This window comes from Streptomyces sp. NBC_00631 (assembly GCF_045206895.1).
Taxonomy (GTDB): Bacteria; Actinomycetota; Actinomycetes; order Streptomycetales; family Streptomycetaceae; genus Streptomyces.
In genome coordinates, this window is record NZ_CP107734.1 from 87,836 (window position 1) to 106,136 (window position 18,301).

General features: G+C 68.1%; 15 protein-coding genes, 1 tRNA gene and 5 pseudogenes. 11 read left to right on the plus strand and 10 right to left on the minus strand.

All coding sequences use genetic code 11. From position 1 onward, the window contains the following. Positions 1 to 166 precede the first annotated feature (166 nt). Positions 167 to 243: transfer RNA gene (locus OHB00_RS00420), tRNA-Met, on the minus strand. A gap of 254 nt (positions 244 to 497) precedes the next feature. On the opposite strand from OHB00_RS00420, the pseudogene OHB00_RS00425 reads away from it, so the two are divergent. After that, positions 498 to 1,600: pseudogene (locus OHB00_RS00425) on the plus strand (PHP domain-containing protein); the annotation flags it as partial. Between the two features lie 700 nt (positions 1,601 to 2,300). Here OHB00_RS00425 and OHB00_RS00430 read toward each other — a convergent pair. After that, complete coding sequence (locus tag OHB00_RS00430) at positions 2,301 to 3,233, minus strand: DUF6924 domain-containing protein (RefSeq protein WP_406430101.1); 933 nt, start codon at positions 3,231 to 3,233, stop codon at positions 2,301 to 2,303. A 19-nt stretch (positions 3,234 to 3,252) separates the two neighbouring features. Next, the gene (locus OHB00_RS00435; protein ID WP_406430103.1) at positions 3,253 to 5,382 is read right to left on the minus strand and encodes a HEAT repeat domain-containing protein; all 2,130 of its coding nucleotides are present in this window, start codon (positions 5,380 to 5,382) and stop codon (positions 3,253 to 3,255) included. 238 nt (positions 5,383 to 5,620) lie between these two features. Between OHB00_RS00435 and OHB00_RS00440 the strand changes: the two genes are divergently transcribed. From OHB00_RS00440 to OHB00_RS00465, 6 genes are all read left to right on the plus strand, one after another. Next, positions 5,621 to 6,763 carry an IS4 family transposase gene (locus OHB00_RS00440; protein ID WP_406430105.1) on the plus strand — a complete coding sequence of 381 codons (1,143 nt, stop codon included), beginning with the start codon at positions 5,621 to 5,623 and terminating at the stop codon, positions 6,761 to 6,763. Next, the gene (locus OHB00_RS00445; protein WP_406430107.1) at positions 6,760 to 6,999 is read left to right on the plus strand and encodes a hypothetical protein; all 240 of its coding nucleotides are present in this window, start codon (positions 6,760 to 6,762) and stop codon (positions 6,997 to 6,999) included. The genes OHB00_RS00440 and OHB00_RS00445 overlap by 4 nt, the downstream gene beginning before the upstream one ends. A gap of 118 nt (positions 7,000 to 7,117) precedes the next feature. Further along, on the plus strand, positions 7,118 to 7,504 hold the full coding sequence (locus OHB00_RS00450) for a VOC family protein (protein WP_406430109.1): 387 nt from the start codon (positions 7,118 to 7,120) through the stop codon (positions 7,502 to 7,504). A 493-nt stretch (positions 7,505 to 7,997) separates the two neighbouring features. Beyond that, complete coding sequence (locus tag OHB00_RS00455; protein ID WP_406430111.1) at positions 7,998 to 9,239, plus strand: IS110 family transposase; 1,242 nt, start codon at positions 7,998 to 8,000, stop codon at positions 9,237 to 9,239. A 53-nt stretch (positions 9,240 to 9,292) separates the two neighbouring features. Then, the gene (locus OHB00_RS00460) at positions 9,293 to 9,634 is read left to right on the plus strand and encodes a hypothetical protein (RefSeq protein WP_389112469.1); all 342 of its coding nucleotides are present in this window, start codon (positions 9,293 to 9,295) and stop codon (positions 9,632 to 9,634) included. Further along, positions 9,631 to 10,365 (plus strand): transposase, encoded by a 735-nt coding sequence (locus tag OHB00_RS00465; protein ID WP_406445544.1) that lies wholly within the window; start codon positions 9,631 to 9,633, stop codon positions 10,363 to 10,365. Before OHB00_RS00460 ends, OHB00_RS00465 begins: the two co-directional genes overlap by 4 nt. A 21-nt stretch (positions 10,366 to 10,386) precedes the next feature. Here the strand turns inward: OHB00_RS00465 and OHB00_RS00470 are convergent, their stop codons facing one another. The 5 genes and pseudogenes from OHB00_RS00470 to OHB00_RS00490 all read right to left on the minus strand — a co-directional run bounded on the left by OHB00_RS00470 (position 10,387) and on the right by OHB00_RS00490 (position 12,902). Then, positions 10,387 to 10,803 carry a nuclear transport factor 2 family protein gene (locus OHB00_RS00470; RefSeq protein WP_406430113.1) on the minus strand — a complete coding sequence of 139 codons (417 nt, stop codon included), beginning with the start codon at positions 10,801 to 10,803 and terminating at the stop codon, positions 10,387 to 10,389. A gap of 220 nt (positions 10,804 to 11,023) precedes the next feature. Continuing rightward, positions 11,024 to 11,218: pseudogene (locus OHB00_RS00475) on the minus strand (IS110 family transposase); the annotation flags it as partial. A gap of 36 nt (positions 11,219 to 11,254) precedes the next feature. Next, a pseudogene (locus tag OHB00_RS00480) lies at positions 11,255 to 12,135 on the minus strand (IS3 family transposase); the annotation flags it as partial. Positions 12,136 to 12,150: 15 nt separating this feature from the next. Further along, positions 12,151 to 12,456: pseudogene (locus OHB00_RS00485) on the minus strand (transposase); the annotation flags it as partial. Further along, positions 12,342 to 12,902 carry a winged helix-turn-helix domain-containing protein gene (locus tag OHB00_RS00490; protein ID WP_406445546.1) on the minus strand — a complete coding sequence of 187 codons (561 nt, stop codon included), beginning with the start codon at positions 12,900 to 12,902 and terminating at the stop codon, positions 12,342 to 12,344. The pseudogene OHB00_RS00485 and the gene OHB00_RS00490, both read right to left, overlap by 115 nt. Before the next feature lie 106 nt (positions 12,903 to 13,008). On the opposite strand from OHB00_RS00490, the pseudogene OHB00_RS00495 reads away from it, so the two are divergent. Then, a pseudogene (locus tag OHB00_RS00495) lies at positions 13,009 to 13,482 on the plus strand (IS5 family transposase); the annotation flags it as partial. 670 nt (positions 13,483 to 14,152) lie between these two features. Here OHB00_RS00495 and OHB00_RS00500 read toward each other — a convergent pair. Continuing rightward, complete coding sequence (locus tag OHB00_RS00500; RefSeq protein WP_406430115.1) at positions 14,153 to 14,761, minus strand: TetR/AcrR family transcriptional regulator; 609 nt, start codon at positions 14,759 to 14,761, stop codon at positions 14,153 to 14,155. Between the two features lie 88 nt (positions 14,762 to 14,849). On the opposite strand from OHB00_RS00500, the gene OHB00_RS00505 reads away from it, so the two are divergent. Then, on the plus strand, positions 14,850 to 15,569 hold the full coding sequence (locus OHB00_RS00505) for an SDR family NAD(P)-dependent oxidoreductase (protein ID WP_406430117.1): 720 nt from the start codon (positions 14,850 to 14,852) through the stop codon (positions 15,567 to 15,569). A 226-nt stretch (positions 15,570 to 15,795) separates the two neighbouring features. Beyond that, positions 15,796 to 16,071: a hypothetical protein gene (locus tag OHB00_RS00510; protein WP_406430119.1), complete on the plus strand. Its 276-nt coding sequence runs from the start codon at positions 15,796 to 15,798 to the stop codon at positions 16,069 to 16,071. 248 nt (positions 16,072 to 16,319) lie between these two features. On the opposite strand, the gene OHB00_RS00515 is transcribed toward OHB00_RS00510, so the two are convergent. After that, a complete protein-coding gene (locus tag OHB00_RS00515; protein WP_406430121.1) occupies positions 16,320 to 17,600 on the minus strand; it encodes an IS701 family transposase in 1,281 nt (426 codons plus the stop codon). Positions 17,601 to 17,696: 96 nt separating this feature from the next. Between OHB00_RS00515 and OHB00_RS00520 the strand changes: the two genes are divergently transcribed. After that, the gene (locus tag OHB00_RS00520; RefSeq protein ID WP_406430123.1) at positions 17,697 to 18,233 is read left to right on the plus strand and encodes a hypothetical protein; all 537 of its coding nucleotides are present in this window, start codon (positions 17,697 to 17,699) and stop codon (positions 18,231 to 18,233) included. The last annotated feature ends 68 nt before the right edge of the window (positions 18,234 to 18,301 follow it).

Consider the following 18,301-nt stretch of genomic DNA (forward strand, 5'->3'; position numbering starts at 1 on the left):
TGGCTGGGGATACATGGCAGCCGTGACGGAGTGACGATCATCTTGCTGGAGGACACCGGCGGAGAGCATGAGCCTCTGCGAACGTGGACGAAGGAGCGAGGCGAGGTCATTCACCGTGCCGCATAACGCATCCGGCCCCTCGACATGGCGTCAAGGGGGCCGGAGTTGGTAGCGGGGACAGGATTTGAACCTGCGACCTCTGGGTTATGAGCCCAGCGAGCTACCGAGCTGCTCCACCCCGCGTCGATAGACCGCAGCCTACGGCATACGAGTGGTCCAAGCGGACCATCACTCACTGCCGGAGTTGTACGGCACTCCAGACGTCAACATGCCGGCCCGCCGCTGCGGCCATGGGGGCAGGCACGAGAACGGATCTGGCGCCCGCGGGCGACACGTGGACGACATCACCCGACGAGTTCGAACAGATTTTCGGTTTTCGGTTATGGTGGAGACCTGGAGGGACACCGGTCAGGGGAGGGACAAGCGAGAGGCAGGAGGTGCGGAGCGGTGGATTTACTCATCTGCACGTCGCCTCCGGCTATTCGGCCCGTTACGGCGCCTCCCTCCCGCATGCGCTCGTGCAGCGTGCTGCCGAGCGAGGGATGACGACGCTCGCGCTGACCGACCGGGACACCGTCGCGGGCACGGTACGCGTCGCCAAGGCCGCCGCAACCGCCGGGATCCGCCCCGTCTTCGGGGTCGACGTCGCCGTCGCCCCGCTCACGCCGCCGGACCCGGCGGTCGGCCGACCCCGTACGCCCGTGCGCGGCGGCGCGCACGTGGTGGAACCGCCGCTGCGGATCACCCTGCTCGCGCAGAACCCGGCCGGGTGGGCGCGGCTGTGCCGGCTGGTGTCCGCCGCGCACGCCGAGGCCGACGGCGCGGCGCCGGTCGTGTCCTGGCCTGCACGCCCACGCCGACGAGGACCTGGTGGTGCTGCTCGGCCCCTCCTCCGAGCCGCTGCGCGCTGTCCGCCGGCCGGCCCGACGTTGCCGAGCAGCTGCTTGAGCCGTGGCGGGAGCTGGCCGGGGACCGGCTGCGCCTGGACGCCGTGTATCTGGGGCGGCAGGGCACTGGGCCGGGATCGCTGCGGCTGGCCGCCCGCACGGTGGGCCTGGGCGACCAGGTGGGGGTGCGCACGGTACTGACCAACGCGGTCCGCTACGCCGATCCCGACCAGCAACGGGTGGCCGACGTCCTGGACGCGGCCCGCCTGCTGCGGCCAGTCGACCGCCGGTTCCTGGACGGCGGCGAGCGGTGGCTGAAAGGGCCGACAGCCATGGCCGCGGCCGCCGAGCGGATCGCCCAGGCCGTCGGCGACGATCGCGGCCGGGCTGTGCGTCTGCTGGCGGAGACCGAGGCCACCGGCCAGTCCTGCACGCTCACCCCGGCCGATCTCGGCCTCGGCCGTCCGCACTTCCCCGAACCCGCCGTCGTGGGCGCCGGCGAGGAGTCCGGCTCAGCGGCGCGGCTGCTGCGGCAGCGGTGCGAGACCGGGATGGCCGCCCGCGGCCTGGACAGAGACGAGCGCGCCGTACGGCAACTCGACTACGAGCTGGACGTCATCGGCCGGCTCGGCTACGAGGTGTACTTCCTGGCCGGAAGTGGGGCCAACTGCATCGATAACGCCAGCGGGTCCGCGCACGATCGAGGATCCCCGGTTGCGGTTGGCGAATGGGAGCGCTCCGTGGATCGAGGTGAACTCCGCGATCAGCTCCGCCTCGGCCTGGCCGGCGGGGGGCTCGGCCACGGTTAGCCAGGCGACCAGGAGCGTGTCGGAGTCGGCCAGCTGCCAGATGTACGCGCCGCCGCTGTGCCCGGCGTTGCGCCCCTGACCCTGGCGGCGGTAGGCGTTCAGCCGTTGATTCAGCCCTTGGCGGCCAGCGGCCTTGCCGATGTACACCACTGTGGCGCCGGGCACCCAGGCGCTGTTGAGGTTGGCGGTCGTCGTGGTGGGGTCGTGGCCCTTGCGGTGGCCGGCGGGGCTGCGTGTTAGGAAGGCGGGGGGTGAGGCGGAGGGACGCAGCACGACGTAGATGCCCTCCCCGGTGGGGACGGTGCTGTGTGGGAGGTCGGCGAACGGCACGAAGCCGACGAAGCCACGCTTGGCCAGTACCGCGCGCGTCAGGGACGCGGGGCGGCCCGTTGAGGCCGCGGCGGGGCCGTTCTGGGCAGGCTCGGGTTCGGGCGTCATCGTGGGTGTACCTCCGGGGTGGATCGGCCGGCTCGTCGGCTTGCGGTGGTCGGGGATGCGGGTGCAGAGCGTGCCATCCTCCGTCTCCGTCGTGAACCGCACTATGTCAGCGGGATCTTTGGTCTTCGGTGACGAACTCGTAGAAGTCCATGTTGGCGATTTCCAGGTTGCAGGCCATGGATCCGATCTCGCGGCAGGGAAGGACGGCCTGTCGTCCTGGGGTGTCGTACAGGTCGACGACGGTCAGAGGTCGTCCGGGCTCGGTAAAGGTCCGGGCGTCGGCGAGCGCGACCAGTGTGGTGTGCTCGTCGGGCGGGACGAGCGCCGGGACCTGGCCCGGCTGGAGGCCTTCGAAGGCAGGGTGGTCGACGACCAGCGCCGTCAACGGGAAGTGCTCCTCGTCGATCTCGTCCAAGTCCGGGTCCGCGCCGACCCAGCCGTCTGCGTCTGTCCCGCCCAGTTCGCCGAGCAGGGCCTGCCAGCCGGCCTCGTCGTCGAAGCAGGTGCGCACCAGCAGGGCCGCGCCGGTGGAAGGAAGAGGCGGGAAGGACCGGCGCGGCGGTGCCGACGCGGGCGTGGGGAAAGCCGGCCGGCCGCCGTCGCCCTGGTACATGCCGTACCGGTCCATGTCGCGCACCAGGCCGTCGAAGGCGAGTGCGCCGCCCAGCAGGTCGGCGAGGATCTCGCCGAGCCGGGCCGACGGGATCCGGACACCGCGGCCGGGTATCGCCGCCAGGTCCACCAGCAGCGGACCGTCCCCGCCGTACACCACCGGGATGTCCGCCATAACCACGACCGGCGGCACGGGACCGCTGCCGGGAACAAGCGCCGGGATGTTTCCCCCATACAGGTGGTCCCACCCGCTGTCCTCGACCATACGCAGCCGCACGCCGCTGCCCCCGAGGACGAGCCCGTCGTCTTCCCGGCGGGCTGCGATCTCGTCGAGGAGCCCGCCCCACAGCGCCCGGCCGTCCTCGTAGCACGTGCAGACCAACAGCACTTCGCCGGGCGCGGGCTGCGGAAACTCGGGAAAGGACATGTCTCTCCTTACGGCAGTGTCAGACGAGGTAGTCGGTGACGGGGGCAACGAGGTCGTCGGGTGTGGCGAGGCGGGCGATGACGGTGCGGCCGACCCGCTGGAGTGCCTCGTCGTGGTCGATGCTCTGGAACCTGCCGCCGCGCCGGGGCAGGGCCAGCTGCTCGCGGAGCAGGGGCAGTGCCGGTGCTGCGAGAGGGCCCATGCGGTCCAGGCAGCCGACGACGTGGTTGGCCGTCGCGGGGTTCTTGGCCATGGACTGCAGCAGGGCGTTCAAGACGGACGGTGCCTCCGCCTCGCCGCCGATCTCCCAGAGCGCCACCGCGCAGTGCACCCGCACCCATTCGTAGTCGTGCGTCAGGAGGTTGCGCAGGCGCGGCAGGGCGGCGGATGCGGGCGGGCCTATCTCGCCGAGCAGATCCGCCGCGTCGTCGATGCGGAAGGTGATGCGGTCGTCGAGGAGGCCCAGCAGAAGCGGCATGACCTCGGCCAGGTCACCGCCCACGGCCCACAGGGCGGTGACGGCGGCGGGGCGTACGTGTGCGTCGCTGGCGGTGGTCAGCGACCGGATCGTGTCCCGTGCGCCGGCCGCTGCCCGGCCGAACGCCGCCAGCGCCTTCAGCGCTGATCGCGTGATGCCGTGCTGCTCATGGTGCATGGCGGTACCGAGGGCGTCCACCACCGCAGTGACCGCGGGCGGGTCGCCGAGCGTGGCCAGGGCGGAGAGGATCGCGTTGGCGCTCATCTCGTTCCGCTGCTCGGAGAGGTCGATCCGGCGCAGGTGGTCGCAGAGCCGGGGCACCAACTCGCCAGCAGCCTGCGGCAGATGCCCGACGACCTGGATCGCCCGCCAAGCGTCGACGTCGCTGTCCAGGCCGGCCAGCAGACTCGGCAGCGCGCGTGCGTCGCCCAAGCGTGCCAGGGCCCGGACGGCCTCTTGGTGGCCCCTGCGCAGCAGCGCATCCGGTGCGGCCCACACGTTGGGGCCGCGCGCCGCGCGTTGAGCGTCGATGCGCGCGGCGAGTGCCTCCTGGGCCGGGGCGGCAATCGGGTGGCAGGCTTCCAGGACGGCCGCAGCCTCGGCGGCGACCTCCTCGTCGGCCATGGAGAGCTGGTCAGCAACGAGCAGGAGGAGGCGGGTGTGGTCCCCGCGCCAGGTCCGCATCAACTCCCCGCTCATACGCACCGCGTCCAGGCGCGAGCCGGGATCGGGGCTGCACAGCTGCCCGGTCAGCACCGCCGTGCGCTCCAGCACCCGGGCACCCAGAACTTCATGAAACGTCCGCAGCAGGATGGTGGTCGGTGCGAACACGGGTGTGCGCCGGTCGAGATCCTCGAAGGCGGCGACAACCTGGGGCGCAAGGGTGTCCGCGGATGTGACCGGACGGTTCGGACCCGGCGCGATGGGCCGCACAGGCAGGACGCGGGCGCTCTCGCGCAGCAGTCCGAGGGCTGCCGGCACGACGTCCTCGCCGATCGCATCCGGAGCGCAGCGGGCCCGCTGGATCAGGGCCGCGAGCCGGATCACCGGACCCCCGGCGGGGTCGGCAGCGAGCCCGGCAAGCCAGTCCACTACGGCGTGCGCGGCCGCTGGCAGGCGCAGTGCCAGGGTGGCCGCCGCATCCATGATCCGCAGCCGCGCCGCGACACCTTGCTCGGCGGCCAGCCGCTCGCGCAGTACTGCAGAAGCCCGGTCAGCGTCGTCAAGGAAGAGCCCGAGGCCGGAAATCGCGGCCAGGCGTACGTCCCGGTCTGCGTCACGGGCGAGTTCGGCGAACTCCGCTCCCCGCTCGCGCAGGAAGGCGATGGCCTGCCCGTAGCCTGTCGGCGGGTAGTACTCGATCTCGGTGCCGTCGTCCGCGAAGCCCCGCTCCAGGGACTCCCGGCCGATACTGACCAGCAGCGCCACCAGGGCCGCCCGCCCGGGCGCGGCGCCATCAGCGACCAGCTCGAACAGGAAGGGCAGAGCGGCTGCCGTGGACGGATACACGTCGCCCTGGTGGTGCACCGCACCGTAGAAGCGATCGAGGGCCGTGCGGCGCTCCCCGGCATCCAGGGAGCGCAGCGCCCTCAGCAGCGCCGGCACCTCCTCGGCGGAGCCGTACGCGTGCTCCATCGACGCCCAGTCGATGTCATGAAGTCCGTCGAACATGATCCGAACCATGCCAGGCACCACTGACAACAGCCGTTCCCTGTAGGGCCGGTTGAAGGCGAGAGCCGTCCCATTGCACTCCGACAGCTCGGGGAACGGGACGATCAAATTCCGGCGAGAAGCAGTTCGCCAAGCTGTCCGCCGCCGTCCGAGGTTTCGGTGGGCGGGGCTAAGGGCAATGCCGTTGCGTTAGCTCGTGGGCGTACGCTGCTGTGCAGTGTTCCCGGGGGTGGTTCGGGTGTCTGCGGATGTCGGCGAGTTATCAGGTCTGGGGCTGCTGACCTGGGTGTATCCGTCCGGTCTGGTGGATCGTGCAGTTGCCGCGTGCGGTCGTGGGGAGCAGCGCAGACGCCTGCTGCCGGCCCGGCTGATGGTGTACTTCGTGCTCGGGCTGGCCCTGTTCTCGCCGGCGCCGTATCTGGAGGTGATGCGGCATCTGGTCGAGGGCCTGCGGGGCCAGGGCCTGCTGGGCGACTGGCCCGTTCCGGCGAAATCGTCGCTGTTTAGAGCCCGTCAGCGGCTGGGTCCGGAGCCGCTGCGGGTCCTGTTCACCACGACCGCAAAACCGATGGGCACCGAGAGTACTCCGGGGGCGTTCTGGCGGGGGCTGCGGCTGCTGGCAGTGGACGGGACCTGCTGGGACGTTGCCGACAGCCCGGCTAACGAGGCTGCCTTCGGCCGCCCCGGAAACAGCCGCGGCCACGACAAAAGCTCTTTTCCCCAGGTGCGGATGGCCTGCTTGACTGAAGTGGGCACGCACCTGGTGCTGGACGCCGAGCTGGCCGGCTGCCGCACCGGGGAAGTCACCCTGGTGGGCCGCCTGCCCCGCTCCTGCGGGCCGGGACAACTCGTCCTGGCCGACCGTGAGTTCCTCGGCGTGCCGTTGTGGCGGGCCTTCACCGCTGCTGGCGCCGACCTGTTGGGGAGGGTGCCGGTCAACCGGGTCCTGCCCGTTGACCGGATCCTGCGGGACGGATCCTGGCTCTCCCGCATCCACGCTCACACCGATCCAGCGCACAGCGACCCGGTCACGGTGCGGGTGCTGGCCTACCGGCTGAACGGCACCGGCCGCGCAGGCGAGGACTACCGGCTGGTGACCAGCCTGCTCGATGCCCGCCGCCATCCCGCCCGTCAGCTGGCCGCGCTCTACCAGGAGCGCTGGGAGGCGGAAGCCGTTTTCGCCGAGCTCAAGACCCATCAACGCGGAGCCCGCGTGGTGATCAGCAGCAAAACACCCGACGGTGTCCTCCAGCAGATCTGGGCACACCTGCTGGTCCACCACGCTCTGCGCGAGCTGATGGTGAGAACCGCCGCCACCCGGGGGCTCGATCCCGACCAGTCTCCTTCACCGAGACCTTGCGCTCTGCCCGGCGCAGCGTGACCGTCACGCCGGGCAGTTTTTCCCCTGACCTGCTGGTGCGAGCGCTCGTCCTGCTCCAGCACGACCTGCTGGAACGACTCCTGCCGCACAGACGCCTGCGCAGCCAGCCCCGCGTCGTCAAACGCAAGATGTCCAACTACCGGCTCAAACGGGCCCAACACCACACCTGGCCCCAGCCCACCCGCACCGGCACCCGAGCAGACAGCATCAAACGACCCCAACCCACCAACCCGTAAAGCAACGGCATTGGGGCTAAGGGCTGTCCCGTAAGTGATCTTCGAGCGCCTGGCCCCCAGCCGTCCTTGCTCTGAAAACGGCGTGACATCGTCCGTCAGACGCGTGGATCATGGATGGATGGCGCGACTCCATGACATCGTCTTCGACTGCGCTCGCCCTGCGGCCACCGCCCGCTTCTGGGCGGCAGCTCTGGATGGCTATGCCGTCGCTCCGTACGACGATGCGGAACTTGCACGCCTGCGCTCGCTGGGGATCACCAGCACCGAAGACGACCCGACGGTGCTCGTTGAGCCGACAGACGGAGGACCTCGTCTGTGGTTCCAACTCGTGCCAGAAGCCAAGGGCGCGAAGAATCGCGTGCACGTGGACCTAATTGCTACGGACCCTGAGTCGGAGATCCAGCGTCTGACTGCTCTGGGTGCGACTGTGCAGGACCGGCACGCGGACAACATCGTCCTGGCCGATCCTGAAGGCAACGAGTTCTGCCTCTCTCTAACGGACTGATGACCGCTGGGCGGATGCTCAGATCCGCAATGATCTCCATGTGGCTGGTGCGATCACGGCGTCGGAGCCGTCCTAATCCGGTGATAGCGACAGTCCTGAGGGACATACACCCGCTGGCCTGTTCGAGCAGTAGACGCGTTGGTCGCGATGGCGGTCACGTGGGTGTCGGGCCGACGCCTTGAGCCGTCTGGGGACTTGATCCCTATATCCAGAGTGGTGGTGCCCGATGCTCTCGTGACCGCCATCGTCGTCAACACTGCCCACTTGATCACTCGTTGGTGAACGTGGTGCGAGCCCGCCGCATGGTGACCCCTCGTGATGCCCGAGCCTTCAGCTCCAGCGCAGACCGGGGCCCGTGCGGTGAGCTGGTGCCACGAACAGCTACTGAGGTGGCGGACCGACCCTCGCGTCGAGTCCTGGGATTAGGTCGCTGCGTGGTCCCGCATGAGCTCGTGACCAGTACAAACACCCGAACGCTGGGAGGGAAAAGACCTTGATCTACTGCGGCATCGACTGGGCGGAACGCACACACGGCGTCGCCCTGGTCGACGACAGCGGCCAGTTACTGGCCAAGCGGCACATCACCGATGACGCTGCTGGCTACAAGATCCTGCTCGATCTGCTGGCCGAGTACGGCGACACTGAGGAATCCCCGATCCCGGTCGCGAGCGAGACCTCCCGCGGTCTGCTCGTCTCGGTACTGAGGACCGGCGAGCGGCAGGTGTTCGCGATCAACCCGATGGCCGCCGCTCGCTACCGCGACCGGCACAGCGTCTCCCGCAAGAAGTCCGATCCTGGCGACGCCTTGGTCCTCGCCAATGTGCTGCGGACTGACATGTACGCCCACCGGCCGCTTCCCCAGGACAGTGACCTTGCCCGCGCCGTCGCCGTCCTCGCCCGCGCTCAGCAGGACGCAACCTGGAACCGCCAGCAGATCGCCAACCAGCTCCGCTCCCTGCTGCGCGAGTACTACCCAGCCGCTCTCGCAGCCGTCGAGTCCTGGAAGAACGGCCTCTGCCGACGCGAGGCCCACGAGCTCCTGAAGGCGGCCCCGACACCAGCCACGGCCGCTCGACTTACCCGCACGCAGCTGCAGGCAGCCCTGAAGCGGTCCGGTCGGCAGCGGGGCATCGCAGCCGAGGCCGAGCGGCTCCGCGAGATCTTCCGCGCTGACTGGGCCCGCCAGCCGCAGCTGGTCGAGGACGCGCTCGGCAAGCAGATGCTCGCACTCCTGATTCAACTGGAGGCCGCCTGCACCGCCGCCGATAACCTCGCCGAGGCGGTCGAGGAGGCTTTCCCTCAGCACCCGGACGCTGAGATCATCCTCAGCTTCCCCGGCCTCGGCATCCAGCTCGGCGCCCGAGTGCTTGCCGAGATCGGGGACGACCGGCGACGGTTCGCCGACGCCCGCGGCCTGAAGGCATACGCCGGCGCTTCGCCCATCACCCGGGCGTCCGGCAAGAAGTCCAGCATCACGCGACGCTGGGTGAAGAACGACCGTCTCAACCACGCCGGCTACCTCTGGGCGTTCTCCGCGATCACCGCCTCACCTGGCGCCAAAGCCCACTACCGACGACGACGCGACAACCACGCAGAGTGGCACGCCGCCGCCCAGCGCAACCTTTTCAATCGCATGATCGGCCAGCTCTACCACTGCCTCCAGCACGGCGAACGGTTCGACGAGCTGGCCGCCTTCCCCACACCGCCCTCGGTGACGGAGAGGGCTGCTGCCTGACCTGCGGCAAACGCGCCTTGCTCCAGGTCGCCCACGCAGTCGATCATTCACGGATGAGACCCGAAGTTCAGACCTTCGTCGCCGACGGACCTCTGCCCGACTGGGATGCCGACGAGGAGGAGATCGACCGGCGAGTCAAACAACTCGAAGCCATCTCCGCGCCTGTCACACCCGACGAGGCGCATGCTTTGGCTGCCTGCTTCGGCCCTGACGACTGCTACGGCGTCGCCTGGTCACTTCTGCACCTGATCGAGACCAGCCCAGGGCCGGTGCCGCCGGTGACGCCTCCCGGCACCGATTCCGGCGAATGGCATCACACGCTCTGGAACCGCTGGGGAAACCATTCACTCACCGAAGAGGACTTGACGCGTCAGGGCCCTGAGGTGTCTGGATAGCCCCGTTCACCGGGCTGAGCCCGCGGCAGTTCGGCAAGCTGGTCACCGCCCTACGGCACGAAGGCGCGGACTCGGCCTGCAAAGGTCGGCCGTGGAGTCTGCCGCTGCATGACCGGGTCTTGCTGGTCACCACGTATTGGCGGACGAACCTGACGCTGCGGCAGCTCGGCCCACTGTTCGGCGTGTCCAAATCGGCTGCCGCACGGATCATCGGTCATCTCGGACCGCTACTCGCCCTGCGGCAGCGCAAGCGGTTCCGCAAGGAGACCGTGCTGATCGTGGACGGCACTCTGGTCCCCACCCGCGACCACACGGTTGCCGAGCAGTCGAAGAACTATCGGTACTCCACCAACCACCAAGTCGTCATTGACGCCGACACCCGGCTTGTCGTCGCCGTCGGCCGGCCCCTGCCCGGCAACCGGAACGACTGCAAGGCATGGGAACTGTCCGGAGCCAAGGCCAATGTCGGGAGGGCCGTTGTCATCGCCGACGGTGGATACTGGGGAACGGGCCTGGTCATCCCGCACCGCCGCGAGCGCGGACAGGACGACCTTCCGCCTTGGAAGGAGGAGCACAACACATCCCACCGCAAAGTCCGAGCCCGCGTCGAGCACGTCTCCGCCCGCATGAAGAGCTGGAAGATCCTGCGCGACTGCCGTCTCAAAGGCGACGGTGTCCACCACGCCATGCTTGGCATCGCCCGCCTGCACAATGTCGTCCTGACCGGTTAGGACCAGGCGGGACGTGCCTGGTCAGCCAGGCTTTGTCATCCCACCCAGGGGAGTTCGGCGTGGCGAGAGTCTGCGATAGCTGATCCGCCAGCCGTCCGCGGTGCGCACGACAGTGTCGTCGTAGGAGACGGAACCGCAGGAGCCGTCCGCTTTGATACCCAACCCCTTGGAGCGGACCTGCACCCGACCGTCTGCCCATGCGGTTACGACGACGTTGGTGACGTGGTGGGCGACAGGATTGGCCGCTCCCAGCGCCCATGCCGCTTCCCGGATGGCCGCCACCCCGCACAGCGGCTCCTGGCCGAAGTCGGTGAGGTCGTAGACCACATCGGCGGTGAACAACTCCTCCAACCGGTCAAGGCTTCCGTCGTCAACGAGGTGACCGTGCAACGAGACCAGTTCGATGATGGCCAAGCGATCTTCAAGAGCGAGCGACACACGCGTCCTCTCCGGCCCGGGGTGGAAAGCGCCAGGCCGAGCATCGATCCGACGTCAGCACGGCATCACACCGCTCAAAGCGTTCGGCCGCGTCCGGCAGGAGCATGGCCGTGCACGTCGTGATCGTCCCTTACCGGCCGTCAGTCTGCCACCGACTTCTCCACCCGCGTCCTGTCGCTGTCAGCTGAAGCACGGCTTACGGGACTTCCCAATGCTGATGTCAAGCTGATGCCGCGACGGGAAGTGAAGCGTGGTAGCACTCTCTGTCACGGATCATCGCCCACAAAACGTTGACGCGTCGGCGTGCGAGGGCGATGAGGGCCTGTTTGTGTCCCTTCCCCTCCTTCCGCTTCCGCTGGTAGTAAGCCTTGGAGGCATGGCAGGACTTGAGACTGGCCATCGCCGACAAGTACATGGTCGGGGCTGCTGCAGGTTTGGGTGACAGGTTCGGTCACGCAGCCTGGAGGGCCGGTGTGGTCATGACGGTTTCGAATTCGACGGGGGTCAGCCGGCCGAGCGAGGCTTGCCGGCGGCGTCGGTGGTAGGTCCGTTCGATCCAGGTCACGATCGCAATCCGTAGTTCTTCACGGGTGGCCCAGGTCCGGCGGTCGAGGACGTTCTTCTGCAGCAGGCTGAAGAAGGATTCCATGGCCGCGTTGTCGCCTGCGGCCCCGACTCTTCATATCGACCCGGCCATCCCGTGACCATCGAGTGCCCGGACGAATTTCCGTGACCGGAACTGGGCGAGTTCAACCGGTCGGTGTGCAGAACGCACCCGTCGACGTGTTCACGCCGGGCAACAGCATTGTTCAGGGCGGTCACGGCCAGGCGGGACTTCATCCGCGCGTCGATTGAGTAGCCGACGATCCTCTTGCTGAAGACGTCCTTGATCGCACAGAGATACAACTTCCCTTCGCCGGTGGCGTGTTCGGTGATGTCGGCGAGCCACAGGCGGTTGGGGGCATCCGCGGTGAAGTCACGGCGGACCAGGTCGTCGTGCACCGGCGGGCCGGCCTTCCTGCCCTTGCCGCGCTTCTTGCCGAACACGCTCCACCAGCGGTTGTCCCGGCAGATCCGCCACGCGGTGCGCCCGGCCATCCCGGCCCCGGCACCACGGGCTTCATCGGCCAGGAACCGGTAGCCGAACTCCGGGTCGTCGCGGTGGGCGTCGAACAGCGCGTTCGCGCGATATGCCTCCGCCAGCACGGCATCGGCAACCGGCTTGCCCAGCCAGCGGTAGTAGGGCTGTCTGGCGAGCTTCAGCACCCGGCACGCAACCGTGACGGGCACCCCGTCCCCGGCCAGCTCTTTCACGAGCGGGTAGATCCTTTTCCCGGCAGATGTGCCTTTGACGAGTTGGTGAGTTCCGTCGATCAGCGCGATGAAGTCGCGTTCTCCCATGCTGCGGCGGCTGCCTTTGCCCGAGGCGTGGGTGCGCAAACGGTGGCACAGCCGGGTCCGGGAGCCGGGCCGCATGGCGATCAGCCCGGCCACGGAGAGCCGTCCCGAACGTCTTCCGCTCACCGTCACCTGCGGAGTCACTCCGCGTCGGCCCCAGGTGCGTCCTTTGGGCGGCCGGCGGGTGAAGCCTGCCTCGTCCTCGAAGCAGATGTAGCCTCCGCGGGCCGCCCGGGCTCCTTTACCTCGTCCCAGGTCGCCTCCTTCCAGACGGTGACGGCCTGCTCATCACGCTCGGCGACCCGCCGCGTGGGGACCTGCGGGCTGAAGCCGAGCCGGTGCATCAGCCTTGTCGCGCCGGAGACGCTGTAGGAGACGTGGAACTTCCTGCCGATCAGAGTGGCCACCCTCGCCGCGGTCCACACCTGGTCCTCCACCCAGCCGTGCGCGGCAGGGCCCTCATCGAGGTACGCGGCCAGCTTCTTTAGACAGCGCGGGGACAGTCGGCATCGCGATCCGCTCGGGCCACGGGAAGCCAGCGCCCGCGCGCCGCCGTCCCGCCACAACTGGTGCCACTGGTAAGCCGGCTTCGGGCTCACCCGCAGGCGTCGTGCGACCTCCAGCGGCTTGATCTTCTGTTCGAACAACTCGGCCGCCTGCATCCGTACCGTCTCCCGGCGCTGACGTCCCGCAGGGGTCAGCCCGCCCCCGTCCGCATACCTCACACACCACGGAGTACAGCCACTACCCCAGGCCCAGCGGGGACTTCAGGAAATATCACCCTGACGAGCCGAAGTCAGTAAAGGGGGAGCTAAGACCGGACGAAGCCCCGTTGACCGGGGCAGGACGGGCAGCAAACACCACCTGATCACCGACGCTACCGGCATCCCGCTCGCAGCCACTCTCACTGGCGGCAACCGCAACGACGTCACCCAGCTGATCCCACTCCTCCAGGCCGTGCCGCCGGTGCGGGGCAAGCGCGGTCGGCCTCGGCGCCGACCAGACGTGGTGTTGGGCGACCGCGGCTACGACCATGACAAGTACCGCCGCCTGGTCTGGGACCTCGGTGTGAAACCGCTGATCGCCCGCCGCGGTACCGAGCATGGCTCTGGCCTGGGCGCCCAGCGTTGGGTTGTGGAGCGTACGTTTGTCCACCTGCACTGGTTCCGTCGCCTGCGCATTGGCTGGGAGGTCCGCGACGACATCCACGAAGCGTTCCTCAGGCTCGCGTGCGCATTGATCTGCTGGAGGCGGCTGAGAGCGTCGAGCGGGCAGCCCTAGAAAGGGGGCCAGCAGGAACCGGGGGGAGGCGTGGGGTTGACACGATTTCCACCACGCATCTCCAACGGCCAGCGCTGGTCAATGACGGCCGCGGTCTCCTTGCAAGCACCGCAGGCGTTGCTCCGATCCGGCACCCACGAGTACGGAGAGACCGAGAGGCTTTCGTGTTCTATGCCGCACAGCGTCGCGCCGGAACCTGTGTAGGCATAGGCCGTGTCGTAGGCGTGGGCCACGTCCTCAGGAAGATCCGGTGATTCCGCCCGTTCCCAGCGCCCGTACATGGGCTGGTACTGAGGCCGTGAAACCTCACGGGGATCGTGTCCCAGCTCGGTCCACGCGTAGCACCAGGAGCAGAACCACCGCTCCTTCACCGGCAAGTCCCACGCCATTCGCGGTTCCGCAACCGGTGTCTGCCGCATCTCGTGGCCACACACATCGCACGTCACAGCCGGATCCTGTCATGCAACTCCACACCCGCCGTAGGCAGCGGAGTCTTCGACCGAACCGCATTTCGTTAGGGGTTCTTACAGACGAGGTCCACGCTCGTCGCGATGACGCCACCACTCGTACGCCGCCCGGTCATCCATGGACGCGTCGCGCCAGTCACGCCGGTCTCGCGCGAACCACAGAAAGTCGAAGTACGTGCGCAGATCCCGGGCTGACTGGCTGACTATGGCTTTGGCCAGCTGACCAACGCGAGGTTCGCGACTTGCAGCAGCTCAGGGCGGGAACTACCACTCGCGGCCTGGACGGCGATCCCGTTGGCGACTGTTCTCAGGTAAAGCGCGAGAAGATGAGGATCTGTGGAAGGCGGAAGGTCACCGGCGTCCACCGCCTGTTGAAACCGGCGCGTCAAGTGGGCTATCCCATCCTCACGCCATGCGATGAGTGCGTCTCGGACCGGGCGGCTCTCATCCCCGGTGGCCAACGCGCCCTGCACGCCAAGACAGCCCGTGGGCAATCCCGGCATGGTTGCCGCCTCGACCGCCCCGTGGAGCACGGCAGTAGCCACTGCTCCGCTCGTGGGCTCTGCCAGAGCTCGGCCGAAGTAGGCGGTCAAGCCCTCGGTGTAGCGCTCCAGCGCCTTGTAGAAGAGGTCTTCTTTGCTGCCGAACGCCCTGTACAGGCTGGGGCGGCTGATACCCATCGCCTCGGTGAGGTCGTCAAGGCTGGCACCCTCGAAACCCTTTGACCAGAACACCAGGACTGCACGATCGAGTGCCTCGTCGATGTCGAACGCGCGAGGCCTGCCAGTAGGGACCGGTGTTGGCGAGGTCATTTCTTCATCCTACTCCTTCGGTACCGATCGGTACGGATGTGCTACGGTGTTTCGTACCAATCGGTACGCTATACAGAGAGGTGGCGTCGTGTCACAGACCGTACTCATCACTGGCGGAACCTCAGGCATCGGGTTGAGCCTCGCGCAATCCTTCGTCGAGCTCGGGGCGTCTGTCGTCGTCTGCGGACGTTCGCAGACTGCGCTTGACCGATTCGCGCAGGCACACCCGCAGGCGCTGGCCGTGCGGGCCGATGTGACGGACGCAGCTGACCGCGCAGCGTTGCTGCAAGCAATCGCTGATCGCTTCGGGCGTCTGGACGTGTTGGTCAACAACGCCGGCACGTTCGAGGATCGAGACTATGCTGCCGGCAAGAACCCCAATGCGACTCTCGATGCCGAGGTGGCGCTGAACCTCACCGCCCCCATCCACTTGACCGGTGAAGTGCTCGAGCGATGGCCAGAGCCCGACGCGATCGTATTCATCACCTCGGGGTTCGCTCTGGTCTCGCCCACTCGCGCGCCTACCCACGGCGCGGTGAAGGCCGGCCTGCACGGCTTTGCGGATGGCTTGCGCCGTCAACTCGCCCCGCAGGGCACCCATGTCCTCGAGGTCCTCCCACCGTCTACGGACACACCCATGAACGCCGCAGCCACGGGGAAGAAACTGACTCCCGCACAGGTGGCGGCGGTCACGATGAAAGCTCTTCGGCGGGGGCGGAACATGGCATTCCCCGGTCAGACGAAAGTCATGCCCGCCATGCTGCGCATCGCGCCAGGCACACTACGACGCGTCGTCGCCGGGCTCTGAACCCCATAGAAACCCTTCCCCGCGCCCAGGCCGCGGCAGACAACGCCGCATTGCGGATCGCGATGTCCCCGGAAGGAGCACGGCTGCGCCGGCACTGCGTGAAGCTCTGGCCGACCACGGACTGGCCTGCCTGGGCAGCCCGGGTCCGATCGTTCCAGCCGTCATCGGCAACGAACGCGTAGCACGCCTCACACACCGTAATCTGCGCCCGCGCGGAGTGGAGGCCATGGTCGTCGAATATCCCGTGGTGCCAAGCGGCTCCGCCAGACTGCGCCTACAGGTCATGCCGTCCCACACACCCGAACAAGCCGGGCAGGCCGCCGCCGCGATCGCCGCCGCGGTGTCCGAGGCCCGAACCTGCCATCGACAGCCTCGACGCCGCTTCGGGCCTCGCCCGCCCCGACTCGCGCTGAAACGTCCCAGGATGAGCGGCCTGCCGGCGTTCGACGCCGTCGTTGCGGACCAGCTCGAATTCCTGACCCGCCACCTCCTGAACAACTGACCGGCCCGTTCCGGATTGAAAGGATTCTCCATGTCCAAATTCCCCCTCCACCTGGTTCCTTCCCGCAGAGCGCTGACGACCGGGCGCTTCATCGTCGCGGCCACCCACTTGTTCACCCCGCGGCTGGCCGCGCGATTTTTCCAGCTCACGGCTAATAGGACTCCGTTAGGTCTGTCTTGATCTTGGTGTTGTGTGTGTTCTGCTGGGCAGAGGTTGCTGGCAGGTGGTGCAGATGCCGGTCCAGCACCTCAAGATGTCTTGGAGGGCGTCGAGGGTCTGGTAGGGAGTGAGTCCGGTCCGGGGACTTTTGGGGTCAGCCGTTGTTCGGTGAGGAAGGCGTGGGCGGCGGTCACGAGCGTGACGTGGTGGTGCCAGCCCGGCCAGGAACGGCCTTCGAAGTGGTCCAGGCCCAGGCCGTGCTTGAGTTCTCGGTAGTCGTGTTCGATGCGCCAGCGGACTTTGGCCAGGCGGACCAGGTCGGCGATCGGGGTGTTGGCCGGCAGGCTGGACAGCCAGTAATCGGTGGGAGCCTCGGCCTCTTCTGGCCACTCGACGAGCAGCCAGCAGTCGGGCAGGATGCCGTCCCACCAGCCCTGCTCGGAGGATGCAGCGGCCTTGATCGGACGCTCGACGGCCTTGCCGGCGGGGCGGACGCGCACGGCGGCGAAGCGGGACCGTAACTCCCCGCGTGTGCCCTGCCGCCAGGCAATGGTGGTGAACGCCTGCGGCTCGAGACCGGCGGTCAGCGCCGCCAGCGATGGTGCGGCCTGTCGATAACGAGGCTGGGGCCAGCAGCCGAGGGGTCCGTTGCGGTCCGGCGTCTCGGGCTCCGCGTCGAAGGGGTAGGCGGTCACATCCGCGCGGACGGCCAGCACGTAGTCGATTCCGCGGTCCGTCAGGGCACCCCGCAAATGTGCGTTGGTGCCGTAGGCGGCGTCGGCCACGACGACCGGCGGCCTCATTCCCCAGTCGGCCAGCGTGTCGAGCATGTCCAAGGCCAGCCGCCACTTCTCGCGGTGTGCGACCTCGGTCGGGACGCGGGCGGCAGCCCTGCGGTCGTCGTCCGCTTCCCATTCCCGAGGCACGAACAGCCGCCACTGCAGCGGGCAGGAGGCGGTGTCGGTCGTGGCGTGGACGCTGACCGCGACCTGGCAGTTGGCGCGTTTGCCCAGGGCTCCGCAGTACTGCGGAGCCACGGCGACCGACATTCTTCCGTCCTTGGGCACCGACACGTCGTCGATCACCCAGGCCGTCGGGGCGATGAGCGGGAGCATGCGTTCGCAGATCCGCCGCTGCACCGGCACCGGATCCCACGTGGACTGGTTCACGAACTGCTGGAGGTTCTGCTCGTTGCCGTCCGGCAGCCGAGCGGCCATGGCCTGGATCGACTTGCGGCGGCCATCCAGCATCAGTCCCCGCAGGTAGCAGTCGCTCTTGGCCCGCTGGTCCTTGCGCGGCACCGAGGCGAACACATCGGCCACGTATAACGCCAACGTCGCCCGCACACGGTTCACTTCATCTGCGTCCACACACTCACCATGCCCCTGAACAAGGTCGACACGCAGACCTAACGGAGTCCTATTAGGGTCCGCCAAGTGAGTGATTACTACGACCTGTTCCTGGCGGTGGACCTGCCGCCGGATCTGCCCGAGCCGGTGCTTCTGGAGTTGAGGTGGCTCCTGGGGCAGGAGGAGATGCCGTTGGAGCTGAAGTCGACCGACTGGGAGTCGTGGGGCGGCCCCTGGCAGGCCTTTGCCGGTGACTCGGCGAGCTATTCGTTCGACGGGGCCGACGTTTCCCTGCTCGTCCGGACCGAGGACAGGGAGAACCCCGACGGCAGCGAACCGTGGGCTCTGACCGTCCGGTCGTGCGTCCATGAGGACGACTTTGGGGTGACGATGGACATCGTCGGATGGCTTCTTCGGCATGCGACGACGCAGGGATGGGTCGGATTCGTCCGTGACTCCGGTGTGGGCACGGTCCAGCATCTCGTGCGTCACGAGGACGGGTTCGACCTTGTCGATGTCCGCCCGCTCGGCCAGGCGAAGCGTGTGCCCGGGGCACCGTCACAGGAGCCTCAGCCGGCGCAGAGCAAGGGCGATGCCTGCGGCGGCACCATCATCCTCTGCACGGGCAGGTTCGCCGCCCCGGCGAGCGTATGAGTGGCCTCGGCCGGAGGCGGCGTACTCGTCGTACGGCCGAGTGGCGTCGCCTACCCAGGACCGCCGCC

Bases quoted from the DNA above. Each gene is read 5' to 3' on its own strand.
- OHB00_RS00430 (WP_406430101.1), bottom strand. From the start codon at position 3,233: ATGTCCTTTCCCGAGTTTCCGCAGCCCGCGCCCGGCGAAGTGCTGTTG.
- OHB00_RS00435 (WP_406430103.1), bottom strand. From the start codon at position 5,382: ATGTTCGACGGACTTCATGACATCGACTGGGCGTCGATGGAGCACGCG.
- OHB00_RS00450 (WP_406430109.1), top strand. From the start codon at position 7,118: ATGGCGCGACTCCATGACATCGTCTTCGACTGCGCTCGCCCTGCGGCC.
- OHB00_RS00460 (WP_389112469.1), top strand. From the start codon at position 9,293: ATGAGACCCGAAGTTCAGACCTTCGTCGCCGACGGACCTCTGCCCGAC.
- OHB00_RS00500 (WP_406430115.1), bottom strand. From the start codon at position 14,761: ATGACCTCGCCAACACCGGTCCCTACTGGCAGGCCTCGCGCGTTCGAC.
- OHB00_RS00510 (WP_406430119.1), top strand. From the start codon at position 15,796: ATGGTCGTCGAATATCCCGTGGTGCCAAGCGGCTCCGCCAGACTGCGC.